Source organism: Pseudomonas sp. fls2-241-TYG-175, assembly GCF_030209155.1.
Lineage (GTDB): Bacteria > Pseudomonadota > Gammaproteobacteria > Pseudomonadales > Pseudomonadaceae > Aquipseudomonas > Aquipseudomonas viridiflava.
Genome location: NZ_JARVSO010000002.1, coordinates 61,431 through 79,051 on the forward strand (window position 1 = coordinate 61,431; position 17,621 = coordinate 79,051).

Consider the following 17,621-nt stretch of genomic DNA (forward strand, 5'->3'; position numbering starts at 1 on the left):
TTTTATTTTTATAAGCAGTGCGGTGGTGCGTGGAGCGAATTTCTGGCGGCACGACGCAGCAGCCGGGCCATTGACCCGACTGTGTGTTAGTGCAGAAAGAAGGTGTTGTTGATCAGCTATCTGTGTTGATGCGCCCGATCTGGAACTTTGCGTTCAGATAATTTCCCGGCTGTTCGGTAATCTGCAGTTGACCGGCACAAGGCGCCAGAACCGATGTTTCCATTTTCATTGCTTCCACCACGGCAATGACCTGACCGGCCTCAACCGCTTCCCCGTCACTGACCACCCAGCTGTGCAGATTGCCTGCGACCGGTGTCAGGACAGCTTGCGGATCAACCGCTTCGGCCGATGCCGGTGCGATTACGGCATCACTTGCGCCCACGCTGACGCCACGCAGCAGCGCGGCTGGAAGACCCAGTTCATGGCGTTTGCCATCGATCTCGACGAAGGTGCGCAACACGCCTGGGTCAGCCGACTCAATGCTGCGCGGAGCCAGGGTGATCTGCTCGGCAAAGTCGGTTTCGATCCAGCGGGTGTGCACGTCGAACGTGTCGGCTGCAGTGAAATCATCATGATCCATGACCGCGCGATGGAACGGCAGCACGGTTGCCACGCCCTCGACACGAAACTCGGCCAGCGCACGGCGGGCACGACGGATTGCCTGTTCGCGGGTCGCACCGGTGACGATCAGCTTGGCAATCATCGAATCGAAGTTCGGCGACACGCGAGAGCCCTGCTCGACGCCGCTTTCCAAACGCACGCCCGGACCGGACGGCGGCTGAAACAGATCGATGGAGCCCGGCGTCGGTAGAAAGCCGTTGCCTGCATCTTCGGCGTTGATACGAAATTCGAAGCTGTGACCACGCGGAACCGGTGTGCCTTCAAACGACAACGGTAATCCGTCTGCCACGCGCAGTTGCTCGATCACCAGGTCAATGCCGCTGGTCTCTTCGGTAACCGGGTGCTCGACCTGCAAGCGGGTGTTGACCTCAAGGAACGACAGCGTGCCATCGGCGCTGAGCAGAAACTCCACGGTGCCCGCACCGACATAACCCGCCTCGGCGCAGATGTCGCGGGCCGAGTCATGAATGCGCTGACGCAGCGCGTCATCCAGATACGGCGCAGGTGCTTCTTCGATCAGCTTCTGGTTGCGGCGCTGCAACGAGCAGTCGCGAGTGCCAGCAACCACAACCCGGCCGTGGCGATCAGCGATGATCTGCGCTTCGATGTGCCGAGGCTTGTCCAGAAAGCGTTCGACGAAGCATTCACCGCGCCCGAACGCCACCACCGCTTCACGCACGGCCGACTCATACAATTCGCTGACTTCATCCAGCTTCCACGCCACCTTCAGACCGCGACCACCGCCGCCAAAGGCTGCCTTGATCGCAATCGGCAGACCGAACTGTTCGGCAAAGGCGACCACTTCGCTGGCATCGTTGACCGGGCCTTCAGTACCGGCCACCAAGGGCGCGCCGACTTTCTGGGCGATGCGTCTGGCCTGGACCTTGTCGCCCAGCGCATCAATGGTGCTCGGGTCCGGGCCGATCCAGGTCAGGCCTGCATCGATCACGGCACGGGCGAAATCGGCTCGCTCGGACAAAAAACCGTAGCCTGGGTGAACAGCATCGGCACCGGCACGAGCCGCCACCGCGAGCAGTTTTTCGATGTTCAGGTAAGTGTCGGCAGGCCGCTCGCCATTCAGCCCGTAAGCCTCGTCGGCCTGGCGTACGTGCAGCGCATCGATGTCGGCGTCGGCGTATACCGCCACCGAGGCCACGCCGTAGTCGCGGCAGGCGCGGGCGATACGGATGGCAATTTCGCCACGGTTGGCAATCAGAACCTTTTTCATTGGTTATTGGTCTCGTCTGAAAGAGCTGGGCGCACGGGCTCGAACGCGCCCAACGGATTGAAGCGAATGCGGGAATTGATCGGAATCTGACCGGCCAGGTCCAAGTGATGCGGCGCCACGACGGCAATGACCGGATAGCCACCGGTCAACGGATGATCTGCTAAAAACAGCACCGGCTGGCCACTGGGCGGCACTTGAATCGCGCCGACGGCCGTGCCCTCGCTGGGCAGTTCGCCGTGAACCGAACGCTCCAGTGCCTGATCGCCTGCCAGCCGCACGCCGATGCGGTTCGATTGCGGCGTGACCTGCCAGGTCTGCCCGGCCAGAACAGCCTGAGCGTCTGCGGTGAACCAGTCACTGCGCGGCCCCATGACCACATCCAGCACGATGACTTGATCAGAACGAGGCATCTCGAACGGTTGTTGCTCGCTGAGCGACACCGACGCGCCGCCCGGTGTGTGGTGAAAGCCCAGACGATCGCCCGTTGCCAGCGGCGCAGGTCCGACCTGAGCCAAGGTGTCTGTGGACAGGCTGCCCAGCACCGGTTCCTGCGTGAAGCCGCCGCGAATCGCTACGTAGTTGCGCAGACCGGCAGACGGCGAGTCGATGCTCACCTGATCGCCCTCCTGCAAGGCGAACGGCGTGTAAAGCGCCGGACGCAGCCGCTGGCCTTCGGCGGTGAGCACTTCCACAGCAGCCGTCGCGCCAGTAACGGCTGCTACCGTCTGGCCGTGACAGGTGAAGGTCAGACCGCCCATGAGCACTTCAAGACAGGCGCTCGCCGGGTCGTTGCCCACCGCACGGTTGGCGGCGCGCAACGCGCCCCGGTCCATGGCACCGGAAGCCGAAACCCCCTGCCCTGCACGACCGGGACGTCCAAGGTCCTGAAACAGGGTCTGCAAACCCGGCGACAGCACTTCCAGATAATGCTCAGTGGCGTGAGACGCCTGGCGACGCGCAGGTGTGGCCACAGAAACGGATTCGGTGACAGGACCAACGTCCACAAAGCGCACCCGATAACCCGGTTGCAGCAACGCAGGTTCGTCGCGCTCCAGATCCCACATGCGGGCGTCGGTGAGGCCGATGATCTGCCAGCCGCCGGGACTCGCCTGCGGATAGACGCCGCTGAAACCGCCTGCCAGCGCCACGGCACCGGCGGGGATGCGGGTGCGCGGCGTACTGCGGCGCGGCACCAGGAACTCAGGGCCGCCGCTCAGGTACGCAAAGCCGGGCGCAAAGCCACAGAATGCCACGTTGTAATCGCTGCCGGTGTGCCTGCGGATCACTTCTTCACGGCTGATGCCCAGTTCGCGGGCGACGTCTTCCAGATCTTCGCCGTTGTAATGCACGGGAATTTCGATCAGCTTGCCCGCTGCGCGAGCCTTGCCGTGCACGTCACGCGTGACGATCTGCGCAGCAAGTGCTTCGCGGCTGACCGCGCCGGGACGAAAATGCACCAGCACCGTCCGCGCCGCTGGAACGAGTTCCTCCACGCCATGGATGGGCTGTTGCTGCAAAGAGTCGAACAGGGCAAGAGTCTCGTCCAGGTTCGCCAATTCAACCAGGAGCGCGTCCTGGCTGACCGGGTAGAAACGCATGATCCTCTCCTATACGTGGTAGCGGCTGTCGGGCACATCGGTGATGAACATGTAGCCCGGCGCGTGGGAAATCGCAAAAGGTACCCCGGACGCCATGACCACTGCCTGCGGTGTCACACCGCAGGCCCAGAACACCGGCACTTCGCCAGGCTTGATGGTAACGGCATCGCCGAAGTCAGGACGCGAAATATCCGCGATACCGAGCAAGCCAGGCTCGCCTATATGAACCGGAGCGCCATGCACATTGGGATAGCGTGCGGTGATCTTCACGGCATCGGCCACCCGATCGGCCGGGATGGGTCGCATCGACACCACCGTCTCGCCTTTCAGGCGCCCGGCCGGACGGCAGATGCGGTTGCTGCGGTACATCGGCACGTTGCAGCCCTCGCTGATGTGCCGCACATCGATACCGGCTTCCAGCAACGGAGTCTCGAAGGTGAAGCTGCACCCGATCAGAAAAGTCACCAGATCCGTATGCTCGGCCCAGAGGTCACGTACATCGGTCACTTCATCGGCCAGCTTGCCGTCGCGCCAGACGCGATACAGCGGAATGTCCGTGCGCAGGTCAGCGCCCTCGGCCAGCACGGTGCTGTAGCTGCCCGCCTCGGTGACGTCCAGAATCGGACAGGCCTGAGGATTGCGCTGGGCGAACAGCAGAAAATCGTAGGCCCACTCACGCGGCAGACAGATCATGTTCGCCTGGGTCAGACCCGGTGCATGGCCCGCCGTAGGAGACACCATGCCTTCGCGATACTGGGCACGTGCGGCAATCGCTGACTGACGGGCGTCGTTCAAGGAATTCATGGCTGACCTCGGGTAAATGCACGGATGTTGACCCCTGCTTCAAGCAGACGTTGTTTGAGGGCGTGGGCGATGTTGACCGCGCCTGGGCTGTCGCCATGCACGCAGATCGAATCGGCTTCAAGCTCGATCAGGCTGCCGTCCTCGGCCTCGATGACGCCATCGCGCACCAGACGCAACATGCGCTCGGTGATCAGCTCGACATCGTGCAGCACAGCACCAGAACGCGAGCGGGACACCAGCGTGCCTTGAGCGGTGTAGGCCCGGTCCGCAAAGGCTTCGGACACACAGGACAGACCCGCATCACGCGCCCAGCCGAGCAGCTTCGAATTGGCGAGGCAGACCAGCTTGAGCTGCGGGTCGATACGCAAAATCGCCTGAATCACCGCAGCCGCCTGAACCGGATCGCCTGCAATGGTGTTGTAGAGCGCGCCGTGAGGCTTGACGTAGGTCACTGTCGTCCCGGCGCTGCGGGCCAGGCCCTGAAGCGCGCCGATCTGATAGATGACATCGGCGGTGAGTTGCTCGGCCGGCACATCCATGTTGCGCCGACCGAAGCCGACCAAGTCCGGATAGGCCACGTGGGCACCGACGGCCACATCACGCGCGGCGGCGGCTTCCAGCGTGCGCAGTATTCCGGCCGGATCGCCGGCATGAAATCCGCACGCCACGTTGGCGCTGCTGACCACTTCGAGAATCGCCGCATCGTCGCCCATGCTCCAGGCGCCGAAGCTTTCTCCCAGGTCGCTGTTAAGGTCAATTGCACGCATCAGAAAATCTCCTTTGGATCAGGCCGCGCCGATGAAGGCAAAAATGGCGCCTGCCGATTTGTAAGCCATGAACCACGACAGCAGACAGGTCAGGATGCCCAGCACCAGCAGCCAGCGAGGATAGTGGTAGCCATCCATCAGGTCAGACCGGGCCCAGCCCACGTACATGAAAATGCTCAGACCCAGTGGCAGGATAAGGCCGTTGAAACCGCCTGCGAACACCAGCAGTGCCGCGGGTGGCTTGCCGATCATCAGGTACACCGCCATGCAGATGACGATGAAAGCCACGGTGGCGAGGTGACGAGCGCGCTCAGTGATCTTCTTGGAGAACACCGTTATGAAGGACATCGACGTATAAGACGCGCCGATCACACTGCTGATCCCCGCTGCCCATAGCACCAGACCGAACATCATCATGCCGACGTCACCTGCTGCCGCCTGGAATGCTTGACCGGCAGGGTTTGCGCCCTTGCCAGAAACGTCGATAACCACGCCGCTTGCCACCACACCCAGAATAGCGAGAAACAATATGTAGCGAGCGATGCCAGTGACCAGAATACCGGTCAGTGCTGCGCGGGATACGGCCTGAATGTTCTCTACACCAACGGTGCCGCGGTCAAGCAGACGGTGAGCGCCTGCATAGGTGATGTAACCGCCTACCGTGCCGCCCACAATCGTGGTAATCGAGGCAAAGTCGATGAAGTCAGGCCACACCGACTGACGCAGGGCTTCGCCCAGCGGAGGATGGGTCGCGAAGCAGGCGAACACGATCAGGCATATTTTCAGGATGCCCAGCCCCATCATGATGCGGTCCATCGCCACGCCTGCGCGATGAGACGAGAAGATTGCAATGGCGAGCAGCGCACTCAAGGCGCCCCCCCACTTGGGATCAAGGCCGGTCAGCGCATTCAAGCCCAGACCTGCACCGGCAATGTTACCCAGCATGAACACCAGGCCACCGCACAGCACCAACACCGTCAGCAAGTAACCACTGCCCGGAATAGCAGCATTGGCCAGATCGGCCGCGCGCATTTTGGTCAGCGACACGATACGCCAAACGTTCAGCTGCACGACGAAGTCGATCAGGATCGATGCCAGAATGCCGAACGCAAACGCAGCACCCAGCGTGGCGGTGAAGGTCGCCGTCTGAGTGAGGAAGCCTGGACCGATGGCGGACGTCGCCATCATGAATATTGCGGCGATCAACGAAGCGCGCCGGGCTTTCGTAAACTCTTGAGTGGTCTGTGTCACGGCAACATTCCTACGGTGAGTGATACCTGAGCAGAGCAATGAGCATGCCAAGACTCAACCAATCAGCCTGAGATGTAGGTGCCAAGCGGACTTATTGTTGAACAATCCTATAGCCATTGATCACTCAATTGCACCAATTTGTTACTTCAGGAACCAGAGGCGCTACCTAATGAAGCACACAGCGCGCTTCTTTCTTGCCACGCACTAAGCTCTCAGGGAATATCGTCGCGGCTTTTCCCACCCTGGACCCCTTATGAACGACGCAGTACCCCCTTCTCCCGCCCGTACGCTGGGAGAATCCATCACTCAAGAAATTCGCAGGATGCTGGTCGAAGGCGAGCTGGTTCCAGGTCAGCGCCTGTCCGAAGCGGCACTGGCCGAAAATCTGGACATCTCGCGCAATACGCTGAGAGAGGCGTTCAGGGTGCTGACGCGCGAGGGCCTGCTCAAGCACGAACCCAATCGCGGCGTGACGGTTGCCGAGCCGGACATGGCTTCAATCATCGACATCTACCGCGTGCGCCGCTTCATCGAGTGCAATGCCATCGCCCAAGGCTATCCGCAGCACCCCGGAGCGCTGCGCATGCGTGAAGCGGTCGACGCCAGTGTGCGGGCGCGTGAAGCCAAGGACTGGGTGGCCGTGGGTACCGCCAACATGATGTTCCACCAGGGCATTGTCGAACTGGCCGACAGCCCGCGGCTGGTGGTGTTCTATGGACAGATCTCGGCGGAGCTGCGGCTGGCCTTCGGGTTGCTCAACGCGCCGGAGTTCCTGCACGTGCCGTACATCGACATGAACGCCGGGATTCTTGAATGCGTTGAAGCGGGAGAGCCTGAAAAGGCCACCAAGATGCTTGAGTCGTATCTGGTGCAATCGGAGCGGACGGTACTGGCTGCTTACGAGCGCAGCCTGAAACGCTGAGGGCACTCTTATAAAACGCCCCATAAGTCACTGAAGAAACTGGGTTTTGTGGGAGCGCCGCCCGGTCCGCTCCCACGAAAACGCGTTTCTTCAGTGGTTTACAGGTTGTTTGATAAGAGGCCGAGCGATCACACAGAAAAAAGCCCTGCATCCTGATAACTGAGCATTAGTTCATCGAACTCGCCGACATCCTGACGAGTTCGGGCGATCAACTGCGCCCCGGCCACAGCAGTGAAAATGGCACGCGCACGGCGTTCGCATTTTTCTGCGCTTCCCAGTCCCGCATCAGTCAGCACCTGAGCAAGCCACGCCACGTTGGCATCTGCAAACGCCTTGACCTCGCTCTTCACTTCCTCAGGCAGGTCTTCGTATTCAGCCGCCATGAAACTGGACAGACACAGCCGGTTGCCGTTCTCCAGCGACATGCGAAAGATCGACGGATACAGCTGCAGGCAGCGTGTCGAATCGGTGTTCTCGTCACGAATCGCCTCAAGCACGGCAGCCGTATCCTGCCAGTAGCGTCTGGCAACCGCCGCCCCGAGGTCCGCCTTGCTGGGAAAGTGGTAGTAAATGCTGGCGTTCTTGATCCCCACGGTATCGGCGATGCTGCGGAAATTGATCCCGCTGTAGCCGTGTACCTGAGCCGCAGCTTTCGCGGCGGCCAATATGGCTTCCCGAGCATTCTCGCTCACGTGTGGCTCCTCGCTTGTGCAGTCATCTGATCATTGCCAGCGATTCTACTCGCAAAAATATTTACCTGCCAACTGGTAGGCAGGGGTTGACAGGCTAAATCCGAGCGCGCAATCTTTGCCTACCAACTGACAGGCAGGTAACTGGCCATGACACATGCAACTGCACCCACCATCTATGCAAACATCCCAATGATGAAAATCCACGACTGGTACGACGGCCCTTACCCGGCGCGTGTACGCATCGCACTGGCCGAAAAAGGCCTGCTCCCTAACATCGAGTTCGTGTCCGTCAACCTGTGGACAGGCGAACACAAGAAACCGGAATTTCTAGCCGTCAACTACTCAGGCACCCTCCCCGTACTGGAACTGAACGACGGCACCCTCATCGCCGAATGCACCGCCATCACTCAATACCTTGACTCCTTGGTGGGCAGCCCCGACCTGACCGGCGAAACGCCTGTCGAAAAAGGCCTCATCCACATGATGACCAAACGCGCGGAAATCGAATTTCTCGACGCCGTCAGCACCTACTTCCACCACGCTACCCCGGGACTTGGTCCAGACGTCGAGCTGTACCAGAACGCCGAATGGGGCAACCGGATGCGCGACAAGGCTGTGAGAGGCATGCGCTATTTCGATGAACTGCTCAAGCACCAGCCCTTTGTTGCAGGCGAAAAGTTCTCGATGGCGGATATCGCCGTGCTGGGTGGGATGATCTTTTCATCGCTGGTGAAACTCGCGGTACCTGAAGAATGCACCGCACTGCGCGAATGGCATGTGCGCATGCAGGAACGGCCGAGTGTGAAGACGTGGAAAGAGATGGTTGAGAGTGGCAGGCCGAAGGGCTGAGCAGGTTACTAATGAGACGGCGGGTGGACGCAATGCAGTGGTCGACTGTATGCGGACACCTCAATCGGTGAGTGCCACGCCACGTGCCGCCCATAAAAGTGGGCGGCACTTGGGTTTGGGTCGAATTCAATCGGCCCCCGGCGTAGCACCTAACCTGCCAAGTCCGCCCGCTCAAGCAAAGCCCTGACAAACCTTTTTTTGGTCAGGTCAGCACATTTACCTCGATACCTCTCACCGATTAACTCCGATATACCGACAACCATCGTCAACAACATTCCAATAGAAAAAACCAGGGTAATTGCGATAAGGAAAAGGGTGAGGGAATATTTTGCAGCATTGCCTGCAAGCTCTGAAAAATCAATGTTCGCCGTCGTGAACTCGACGCCTGGAACTCTCAAAACAAAATTCAGCAAAGCCAAAATAACAGGAATGGAAAGCACGCTCTGAAGCGGCTTAAGGCTGAAGAATCCCATCAGGAACCGATCACCCAGCTGCCTGTTCTTTCTGGACTCAACCAGCATTCCCTGGACCTCGTAGAAGGTTTTCGTCACGTCAAGATACTTGTCAGGCGAGACAGGCAGGTTCTTTTTGAGCCAGATGCTTTTGACAGTTTCCCTGTCCTGTTTTTGGCAGAGCGAATCAGGGATTCCCGACCTTTTAAGCTTGTCATACCTGTACACAGGCTCATAAAAAACCACCCAGACGACCAATCCGAGAAGCTCAAAAAGAACAGCGATCATAGCCAGACCTGTACTTGGCTCACCTCCTGATATCGAAACACCGATGCTGCTGAACATAAAAAGCAGCATGAGGGCAAAGAAAACTACCGATATCCAGTACGCGATATTTTTCGGACCGTCCTTGAGGGAGCGGAAGTGGAATAATGCTGAGTACCTGACGGCCATTTTTTCGAAGTCTGAAACGGTAAGAATTTGCACAACTTCCTCGCTTGACATATTTATCCTGAACTCATTATCGAGTAGCGCGTATTATATATCGGAAACTTCTGAAATTTAAGGCTCAGGCAAGGGATGTAAACCGGAACACCTTAGGTGCGAGGGCCGTGGTCTCGAGATGTTTGCAGTTCATCAGCTATAGCTGGGCAGACTGAAAGCGATCTTTCCATGAATATCGACTAGCTTCTTCTAACTAAGGGTTGAATGCGCTTATTAATGTTCAGTTGCAAAAAAGGCAGGGACATCACCAGATAGGTGTGCAGCTGTAGCCTCGCGATGAAACGAATGTTGAGTCTTTTGTCATGAATGACGCCGCGTTGCCACCACCTGCGTGTTCATCGGTTTTGCAATCACTGGCTTAGGTTCGCCTTGAGTTCTTGCGAGGCTTGTGCGATCGCGCTTTGCACTGCCGGCAGATGGTTGAACGCGTTTGATAGCCCAAAGTCGTGAATCATGCCGTTGTAGCGCACCGACGTCACTTGCACACCCGCAGCGTTGAGCTTGTGGCCGTAAGCTTCGGCTTCATCGCGCAGGACATCGAATTCAGCCGTCTGGATCAGCGTCGGCGGCAGGCCTTCCAATTGCTCTAGCGTCGCCTGCAGCGGCGATGCGTAAATCTGCTTGCGTGCGTCGGCGTCGGTTGTGTAGTTGTCCCAGAACCACGCCATGAGGTCTTTGGTCAGGAAGTAGCCGTTGGCAAATTCCTTGTACGACGGCGTGTCGAAGTTTGCATCCGTTACCGGGCACAGCAATAGCTGCGAACGCAGTGCAGGTAAGCCTTTCTCGTTCGCCATCAGAGCTACAGCTGCGGCCAAATTGCCACCTGCGCTGTTACCCGCTACGGCCAGGCGGTTGCCGTCGACATTGATCTCCTGGCCATGCTCGGCCACCCATTTGGTTGCGGCATAGGCTTGTTCGATGGCAACGCCGTATCCCGCCTCAGGCGACAGGCTGTAGTTAACGAATACAGCCACCGCGCCAGAGCCCGCAACCAAGTCACGCACCAGCCGTTCGTGCGTTGGGAAGTCGCCCAGCACCCAGCCGCCGCCGTGGAAGTACATGAATGCGGGCAGGGTCTTCTGTTGGCTGCCAACCGGGCGCACGATGGTCAGTTGCAGGTCGCTGTCATTGACGCGAATCGTCTTCTCGCTGACCTCCGCTTCCGGCAAGGCAACGTTGGAGGCGGCCTGGGCACCCGCCAGCGCGGCACGGGCATCGGTCGGCGACATGCTGTCGAGCGTCTGGCCGCCCTCAAGGGACTGCAGGAATTTTGCCACGTTGTGTTCTACGCCAGGCCGTTCGGCTGCGGAGGCGCTACCAGGCGACAGAGCAACGACGGAAAGGGCGAAAGCGGAGGTTAGAGGCTTCATGATGTTTCCTTTTAACGCCTGAGTGTGTGCGTCATTAAATAGCGGCCTGTTAAATTACGTTGTTGCGCCTGCGGCCAGGCGAACGAAGTCAGCGGATTTCGGACGCTGTGCCGGACGCATAGTTGCAGCTCCGCTCGGCTGCAAAGAAAAACACGACAGATAGGGTTGAAGCCTCATCTGCCGCGTGGCCAAGGAAGTCAGATATTCAAGGCGCGACATGGGTGTGGAAGATCTTGCTGACCACCGTCCACTCGCCGTCGACCTTCAGCAGGTTAAAGAAATCCGTAAAGCAAAAGCCCGATACGTCATTGGTGTCGATGCGTGCGCTGGCAGCGGTGCCTACGATGTCGATGTTGACGATTACACCTTGAGCTTCTGGAGACGGACGGAACGCGCTGTCAATGCCATCGAACAGTGTCTGAATCGGGCCGCCGGTCAGCCTGCCGTCACCATCGACGCTGAACATCGTTGCCTGCTCGCTGAAAGCTGGCTTCATGATGCTGCTTTTGGCCTGTTTGCAGCCTTCGTTGTATTTGTTCAGTACCTCGGTGATGGCCTGATATTCCTGCACATAAGTAGGCTTGTTCATGTTTGTACTCCTGGTAGTTAATTCGAGTCGTGTTAAAAAGACCGGTTACTTTTGGCGGGTATTGAGATCGCCCCCTGCGACCACCCATAGCGACGCCAAGCGCTGGGGCCCAAGGTCTCGCTTTTGAAGTGTTGCCCAGTTGGTTTATTCAGCGAGCGTCGGCCAGTCGGTGTAACCTTTAGCGCCGTTACCGTAATAGGTTTCACGTGGCGCAACAGTGAGTTCTGCACCTTCTTTCAAACGGCGCACCAAATCCGGATTGGCAATAAACGGGCGACCGAAAGCCACTGCGTCGACCTTGCCTTCAGCACGGCGAGTAACGGCGAGTTCGATGTCGTAATTGTTGTTGCCGATATAGGGGCCTTTGAACCGTGCACGTAACGCATCGAGATCCACGTTTTCGGGAACAGTGCGTGACGTAGCGGTAGCGCCCTCGACAAAATGCATATAGGCGAGCTGGAAGCGATTCAGTTGCTCGATCAGATAGCCATAGGTTTGCATTACCTGGCTGTCCAAGGGAGTGTTGCCTGCATCTGGCGTCACGGGCGATAGACGAATGCCAACGCGGTCATGACCCCAGATCTCGACGACTGCAGCGGTGACTTCCAGCGTGAGTCGTGTGCGATTCTCAATCGAACCACCATATTGGTCGGTTCGCTGATTGGTGGAGTCGCGCAGGAACTGATCAAGCAGATAGCTATTGGCAGAGTGCACTTCCACACCATCAAAGCCTGCACCTTTTGCGCATGCGGCGGCGTGTCGGTATTGCTCGATAATGCCTGGGATCTCGGATATTTCCAGCGCTCGCGGCATGGAGACGTCCATCATCCCCTCTTCAGTAAAGGTCTGGCCTTCGGCTTTAATCGCCGATGGCGCTACCGGTGCCGTGCCGTCGGGTTGCAGGTCCACATGCGAGAAACGCCCCACATGCCACAGTTGGCAAACAATAAGTCCACCAGCGGCATGCACCGCATCTGTTACCCGCTTCCAGCCTGCTACGTGCTCTTCAGTCCAGATGCCTGGCGTCAACGCATACCCCCGCGCTTGCGGGGAAATATTGGTCGCTTCACTGATGATCAAACCAGCGCTGGCACGTTGTGCGTAGTAGCGAGCATGCATTTCGTTAGGTACGCCTTCTGGCCCCATGCGGCTGCGCGTTAACGGGGCCATGACAATGCGGTTGGCCAGTGATAAGGCGCCTAAATCCATTGGCGTGAAAAGGTCCGTTGATGGGCTGTTGGGTGTCATTGTGATTCCTAGTGATAACTGTTTTGCCGGATAAAAATCCTTGCTGCATCAACTATGGTGGTTAATGATAATGACGTAAATAGCCATAAGCATGGATACAGTATGATCAAAAAAGTCATAATACAGAGCCCGACGCGTGCTGAGGGCGTTGACGATTCAATGCCTCTACCACCGGTGCATTTACCCGGTCTTCTAACCTTCGAGGCGGCCGCCAGGCATTTGAATTTCGCACGCGCCGCCGCAGAAATCGGTGTTACGCCCACTGCGGTATCACGCACGATCAAAAGCGTGGAAGCGCAACTCAATGTGCGACTGTTCAATCGAACAACACGCAGTGTCAGCCTGACCGAGGCCGGCGCGTCATTGAACGCAGCATTGGCACCTGCGCTTGCCTTGATCAGAGACTCCTTGTCACAAGTCTCGCTCGTGACAGATCAACCCTCTGGCACAGTGCGCCTCAACTCGTCGTACGTTGCATACCGCATCCTGATCGAACCGCATCTGACCGCCTTCATGGAGAAATACCCGCTGATCAACGTCGAGGTATCGCTGGATAACCAACTTGGCGATATCGTTAATGCCGGTTTCGATATCGGCATGCGCATGGGAAAAAGAGTGCAGAACGACATGGTTGCGGTACAGCTGGGAGCGGCACAAAAAAGAATTGTGGTGGCAGCGCCGGATTACTTCAGCACCTTGACTGAGCCCCGGACACTGGAGCAACTGCTGAAGCACAACTGCATTCGCCAGCGGTATTCAGTGGGTGGACGATTCTTTGAATGGAAGTTCGAAGATGGCGGGCAAATGGTTCAAGTCGATGTTCAAGGGCGTTTTATCTTTGACGAAATGAGATCCGTCCTTGATGCGGCAGTACAAGGCCAGGGCATTGGTTTCGTTTTCGAGGACTTCGCAAGGCCACAGTTGGAAAACGGTACGCTTCGTCAGGTATTGAAGCAGCACAGCGGCATGGACGATGCGTTTCACCTTTACTATCCGCATCGTAAACACATGCCAGGCAAGCTGCGTGCGTTTGTTGATTTCATGCGTAGTGCTAATGAGGTTGGGAAATTTTGATTTAACTTTCCCAGGTGCGACATGTTCGGAAATATCGAGTTTTCATCGCTATAAACGGTTAGTAACGTTCACTTTGGGCCGATAGCGGGCACTCAGAACCACTCATGTCCGGTCGGCCGTCCGAGTGCTGACAATGCGTCTTCAAACTGTCCCCGATGGAATGACACTCGCTGATTCATGTCATTCCAGGCAACCTCAGTGATTACGCCGAGCCTTTCGGTGACCTGATGTTTGTGGCTCCAGAGTCCGCGCACGACTTCGATAAGTTTTCCTCAATATTGGAAGCCAGGTTCACCAGTGGAGTGCTGGTGAAGGCCACATCCTGAAGCCCTCTGACACGCCCCCCAAAGCAAGTTACCTTTCAAACAGCGCCTTTCACATTCCGAACCGGTGGTCGTCTTCAAAAACCCATCATCGGGCAACAGAAGCACTCGTCAAACCACCTTGACCAGTCGACAGCCCCTTCCCGGCCTATGTAAATTCACAACATTTCACAGCCCGTGTCACATCCACCTCATGTGCGCTCCCTACCCTCGGATCTGTTCGAGCCTTACCCCTTTCTACCCTGCCAGTCAGCCGGTCAGTGCTCGGCGTCGCTTTCACGGGGCGCTGTGCTGGCGGGGTTTATTACCAAGGAGCCTGCACATGTCCGTTTCCGTAGAAAACATATCCAAGAACCGCACGGCGGAATCCAATTCGCAGAGTCAGTGGAGCAACTCGGTTGACCGCGCGAAAGCCAAAGACGCGGGCATCGAGTGGGAGCTGCCCGGTGATGACAAGCGATCTGCCCAAGAGATTATCGACGCCAGCCCGCTGCTGAAGAATCTGGGCAATCAGAGTGGCGTGAAGGACAAGCTCAAGGAGCGTGTCGGTGACTTCGAGCACGACCGCGACGCGGCGTATCGCGCCGTTCAGGTGCTGGATCATGTGGAGTTGCTGAACGAGGACGGCGTGCGCATTGTGAATGGCAATGACGGCAACGGCCGGGTCGATGGGTTCACCAAGGGCGGTGACGCCAAACACGGCACCGAAGCCGGTCGTTTGCAGGATTTCGGCAAGTACGGCTGGGAGAATCTCAAGGGCGAGCTCAAGCACGTGGACAGCGCCGGTGACAGCAGTGCGGCGCGGGAGCAGGCCGAAGCGGCGGGCATTCAGTGGGTGCGGCCGGAGGGCGATACCCGTTCGGCTCAGGACATCATTGACGACAATCCGCTGCTCAAGAACCTGGGTAACCAAAGCGGCGTGAAGGACATGCTCAAGGAACAAGTGGGCGACTTCGAAAACGATCCCGATGCGGCTTTCCGTGCGGGTCAGGTGATGGATCGTGTCGTTGGCTACGACGAGGGTGGCAAACCGCTGACCGGCAAGGATGTGGCCGACACACGGATCAATGGCTTCACCAAGGGTGGCGAAGCCAAACACGGCACCGAAGCCGGACGTCTGCAGGACTTCGGCAAGTACGGTTTCTCGTCCCTGCCCAAGGCGCAAGCCAGTCAGGATATCGCCGGGTATAAAACCTACGTTGAAACCAACAAGAACGCCGACGAAGGCTCCAAACAGATCGCGCAGTACACGGCGATTCTGGAGCAGATGTATGACTCGATCCGTGGCAAGACTGGCGCCGACGGCACCCTCACCGCTCAGAACATCAAGGATTACAAAGACAGCAACCCGCAGCTGGGCGGCCTGGAGAAGGACGCCTTGAGCTTCTGGTCGCAGCCCGGCGCCTTCAAGCTGCTCGACACGGCCAGCGGCAATCTGGCGAAATCGGCCGACGGCAAGGTCAGCAGCGGCGATCTTCAGGCCTTCCTGAAAAGTGGCGCTCCGGTGGACGCCATGACGTTGAGCAGCCTGCTGTCCAGCGTGGTCTCCGGGAACCTGACCAGCAACGTGGACACCAGCAAGCTGGGCAAAGACGTGTTTGAGCACCCTGAACACTACACGGCCGAGGAAAAGGTCGCGGTGCTGCTGGATTTGCAAAAGTCCCAGAAGCTGGTGGTGGACGGCGCCAACGCCGGCATGTGGGGCGACGATTATGGCAAGGTGGCCATCGCCAATGGATCGGGCGCTTTTTGGGAACCGGAAAAGCTGCTCAAGGATATCGGCGACCACATCGCCATTCTGCAGAACGATCCCGACACCGCAGCGTTTCTTCAGGACAGCAGCGCTACGGGCATGAAGGACCTGTTCGAGGCCAGTCCGGGCCTCAAGGATGCGGTCAGCAAAACCTACGAAGACGAGATCAAGTCCGGCAAGGCGCTGGACAAGGCGTGGGAGGCGAACACCAAGGATGGCAAGACCGATCAGACCGCCGCGCTGACCCAGTTCTACGCGACCGCTCAGAGTTTCCAAGGGATGCTGGGCGTCAATAACGCTGCCGAGATCCAGGCTGGCGTGGGCAAGTCCTCTCACAGCGAAGCCCTGAAGACCTATTACAAGGATTCTCTGGCGTCCGGCGAGCGTCTGCGCGAATTGCTCAAGACCAACGCACCAGAAGCGGCTGCCAGTGCGTTCAGCATGGAAGTCGCGCTCTACAACGCCACGCTGGACCCGACCTTTACCGGCGAGTTCGACAAGCAGCTCAACGACAATTTCTCGACGATATCCCAGGAAAACCTCTTCAAGGACGCCACCTTCGAAGACATGCAAAAAGCCTTCGGCAAGGACGGCGGCAAGGACCTTGACGAGGACAAGGTCCGCAAGCTGATCGACCAGATGCGCCAGGAATCCCCGGAACTGCTGCTGAACAAGGATGGCACTGTCGCGACGACCGATCAGGTGCTGTCGGGCTTCAGGGGCAACTGGGACATGTTTCGCCAGGGCACCAAGGCACTGGACAAGATGGACATGCTGACCAAGTTCGACACCGGCGGCGACGCCAAAGGTGCCTATGGCAGCGGCGTGCTTCACGGGGTCAGCGGTCTGTTCATGGCGGGCATGACCATCGCACGGGGCGCACAGGGCTCGGGTAAGCTCACGGATCGCAACATCGTCGACATCACTACAGGTTCGGTGCAGGCGGCCACGCTGTTCACCGAAGGCGGCACCAAGGCTTATCAGGTCTCGATGAACGAGGCGATCGAGAAAAGGGAAAAGACCCTGACGGGTAACCCTGACAACCTTTCTCAGGAACAGCTCGATAAGCTCAAGGACAACATCAAGGACAGCAAGAACGCGATCGCTGTCTCCAAGCAGTATGAGGAAGCAGCCAAAGGCCTGGGCGGTCTGGCCAATATCGCGGCAGGTGCCTACGGGATTTTCGATGGCGTGAACGCGATCCGTCGAGGCGACAACCTGACTGGCGGCTTTGGCGTGACTGCCGGGTCTCTGGGCGTACTGTCCGGTTCAGCCTCGGCCCTTGAGGGCACACTGGGACTGCTGGGCGCCAACCTGCCCCGCTTCATACCGGCGCTGGCTGCAGCCGCTGGTACGCTGGGCTTTCTGGCTGGCGGCGTGGCGGTTCTGGGAGCGATCATTCCCGGTCTGGTCAGGGAAGGACAGCAACAGGCCAAGGCCGATGACTTCGCGCAGGTGCTGGGCGACAGCATCAGACGCTATGCCATCGACGGTGTGAAGGATGGCACCATCGACGACATTCCGATCAAGGACTGGCCGGGCGGTGAAGACTCCACCGTCGCGTCCTGAAGCAACA

The 17,621-nt window shown here is 58.4% G+C and carries 14 protein-coding genes; 4 read left to right on the plus strand and 10 right to left on the minus strand.

The genetic code is table 11. The features are described 5' to 3' along the window. Positions 1–112 precede the first annotated feature (112 nt). The 5 genes from QRN20_RS02290 to QRN20_RS02310 are packed head-to-tail and all read right to left on the minus strand — an operon-like array spanning position 113 to position 6,269. Positions 113–1,849 carry an acetyl/propionyl/methylcrotonyl-CoA carboxylase subunit alpha gene (locus QRN20_RS02290; protein WP_122606398.1) on the minus strand — a complete coding sequence of 579 codons (1,737 nt, stop codon included), beginning with the start codon at positions 1,847–1,849 and terminating at the stop codon, positions 113–115. Then, the gene (locus tag QRN20_RS02295; protein ID WP_122606396.1) at positions 1,846–3,447 is read right to left on the minus strand and encodes a 5-oxoprolinase subunit B/C family protein; all 1,602 of its coding nucleotides are present in this window, start codon (positions 3,445–3,447) and stop codon (positions 1,846–1,848) included. The genes QRN20_RS02290 and QRN20_RS02295 overlap by 4 nt, the downstream gene beginning before the upstream one ends. Before the next feature lie 9 nt (positions 3,448–3,456). Continuing rightward, positions 3,457–4,251 (minus strand): putative hydro-lyase, encoded by a 795-nt coding sequence (locus QRN20_RS02300; RefSeq protein WP_122434051.1) that lies wholly within the window; start codon positions 4,249–4,251, stop codon positions 3,457–3,459. Then, positions 4,248–5,018 carry a LamB/YcsF family protein gene (locus tag QRN20_RS02305; protein WP_122606394.1) on the minus strand — a complete coding sequence of 257 codons (771 nt, stop codon included), beginning with the start codon at positions 5,016–5,018 and terminating at the stop codon, positions 4,248–4,250. The genes QRN20_RS02300 and QRN20_RS02305 overlap by 4 nt, the downstream gene beginning before the upstream one ends. Before the next feature lie 18 nt (positions 5,019–5,036). After that, entirely contained in the window at positions 5,037–6,269 is a 1,233-nt protein-coding gene (locus tag QRN20_RS02310) for an NRAMP family divalent metal transporter (RefSeq protein ID WP_004882852.1), read from the minus strand. Between the two features lie 253 nt (positions 6,270–6,522). Between QRN20_RS02310 and QRN20_RS02315 the strand changes: the two genes are divergently transcribed. Next, complete coding sequence (locus tag QRN20_RS02315; RefSeq protein WP_074454585.1) at positions 6,523–7,191, plus strand: GntR family transcriptional regulator; 669 nt, start codon at positions 6,523–6,525, stop codon at positions 7,189–7,191. A 128-nt stretch (positions 7,192–7,319) separates the two neighbouring features. Here the strand turns inward: QRN20_RS02315 and QRN20_RS02320 are convergent, their stop codons facing one another. Further along, on the minus strand, positions 7,320–7,883 hold the full coding sequence (locus QRN20_RS02320; protein WP_122500824.1) for a TetR/AcrR family transcriptional regulator: 564 nt from the start codon (positions 7,881–7,883) through the stop codon (positions 7,320–7,322). Between the two features lie 192 nt (positions 7,884–8,075). On the opposite strand from QRN20_RS02320, the gene QRN20_RS02325 reads away from it, so the two are divergent. After that, positions 8,076–8,732: a glutathione S-transferase gene (locus QRN20_RS02325; protein WP_029243947.1), complete on the plus strand. Its 657-nt coding sequence runs from the start codon at positions 8,076–8,078 to the stop codon at positions 8,730–8,732. A 149-nt stretch (positions 8,733–8,881) separates the two neighbouring features. Here the strand turns inward: QRN20_RS02325 and QRN20_RS02330 are convergent, their stop codons facing one another. The 4 genes from QRN20_RS02330 to QRN20_RS02345 form a co-directional block, all read right to left on the minus strand. Beyond that, a complete protein-coding gene (locus QRN20_RS02330) occupies positions 8,882–9,688 on the minus strand; it encodes a hypothetical protein (protein ID WP_032664259.1) in 807 nt (268 codons plus the stop codon). Positions 9,689–10,038: 350 nt separating this feature from the next. After that, positions 10,039–11,058, minus strand: a complete 1,020-nt coding sequence (locus QRN20_RS02335; protein WP_058431813.1) for an alpha/beta hydrolase — start codon at positions 11,056–11,058, stop codon at positions 10,039–10,041. A gap of 205 nt (positions 11,059–11,263) precedes the next feature. Beyond that, positions 11,264–11,647, minus strand: a complete 384-nt coding sequence (locus tag QRN20_RS02340; RefSeq protein ID WP_122606392.1) for a nuclear transport factor 2 family protein — start codon at positions 11,645–11,647, stop codon at positions 11,264–11,266. Positions 11,648–11,791: 144 nt separating this feature from the next. Further along, positions 11,792–12,895: an alkene reductase gene (locus QRN20_RS02345; RefSeq protein WP_088235659.1), complete on the minus strand. Its 1,104-nt coding sequence runs from the start codon at positions 12,893–12,895 to the stop codon at positions 11,792–11,794. A gap of 102 nt (positions 12,896–12,997) precedes the next feature. Here QRN20_RS02345 and QRN20_RS02350 point away from each other — a divergent pair, with 102 nt between their 5' ends. Both QRN20_RS02350 and QRN20_RS02355 read left to right on the plus strand, forming a co-directional pair. After that, a complete protein-coding gene (locus QRN20_RS02350) occupies positions 12,998–13,969 on the plus strand; it encodes a LysR family transcriptional regulator (protein ID WP_082654235.1) in 972 nt (323 codons plus the stop codon). A 645-nt stretch (positions 13,970–14,614) separates the two neighbouring features. After that, positions 14,615–17,614 (plus strand): type III effector HrpK domain-containing protein, encoded by a 3,000-nt coding sequence (locus QRN20_RS02355; protein ID WP_122606390.1) that lies wholly within the window; start codon positions 14,615–14,617, stop codon positions 17,612–17,614. The last annotated feature ends 7 nt before the right edge of the window (positions 17,615–17,621 follow it).

What these genes read in the sequence shown, in the direction of transcription:
- QRN20_RS02290 (WP_122606398.1), bottom strand. Translation starts at nt 1,849, where the DNA reads ATGAAAAAGGTTCTGATTGCCAACCGTGGCGAAATTGCCATCCGTATC.
- QRN20_RS02295 (WP_122606396.1), bottom strand. Translation starts at nt 3,447, where the DNA reads ATGCGTTTCTACCCGGTCAGCCAGGACGCGCTCCTGGTTGAATTGGCG.
- QRN20_RS02300 (WP_122434051.1), bottom strand. Translation starts at nt 4,251, where the DNA reads ATGAATTCCTTGAACGACGCCCGTCAGTCAGCGATTGCCGCACGTGCC.
- QRN20_RS02305 (WP_122606394.1), bottom strand. Translation starts at nt 5,018, where the DNA reads ATGCGTGCAATTGACCTTAACAGCGACCTGGGAGAAAGCTTCGGCGCC.
- QRN20_RS02315 (WP_074454585.1), top strand. Translation starts at nt 6,523, where the DNA reads ATGAACGACGCAGTACCCCCTTCTCCCGCCCGTACGCTGGGAGAATCC.
- QRN20_RS02325 (WP_029243947.1), top strand. Translation starts at nt 8,076, where the DNA reads ATGAAAATCCACGACTGGTACGACGGCCCTTACCCGGCGCGTGTACGC.
- QRN20_RS02330 (WP_032664259.1), bottom strand. Translation starts at nt 9,688, where the DNA reads ATGTCAAGCGAGGAAGTTGTGCAAATTCTTACCGTTTCAGACTTCGAA.
- QRN20_RS02335 (WP_058431813.1), bottom strand. Translation starts at nt 11,058, where the DNA reads ATGAAGCCTCTAACCTCCGCTTTCGCCCTTTCCGTCGTTGCTCTGTCG.
- QRN20_RS02340 (WP_122606392.1), bottom strand. Translation starts at nt 11,647, where the DNA reads ATGAACAAGCCTACTTATGTGCAGGAATATCAGGCCATCACCGAGGTA.
- QRN20_RS02345 (WP_088235659.1), bottom strand. Translation starts at nt 12,895, where the DNA reads ATGACACCCAACAGCCCATCAACGGACCTTTTCACGCCAATGGATTTA.
- QRN20_RS02350 (WP_082654235.1), top strand. Translation starts at nt 12,998, where the DNA reads ATGATCAAAAAAGTCATAATACAGAGCCCGACGCGTGCTGAGGGCGTT.
- QRN20_RS02355 (WP_122606390.1), top strand. Translation starts at nt 14,615, where the DNA reads ATGTCCGTTTCCGTAGAAAACATATCCAAGAACCGCACGGCGGAATCC.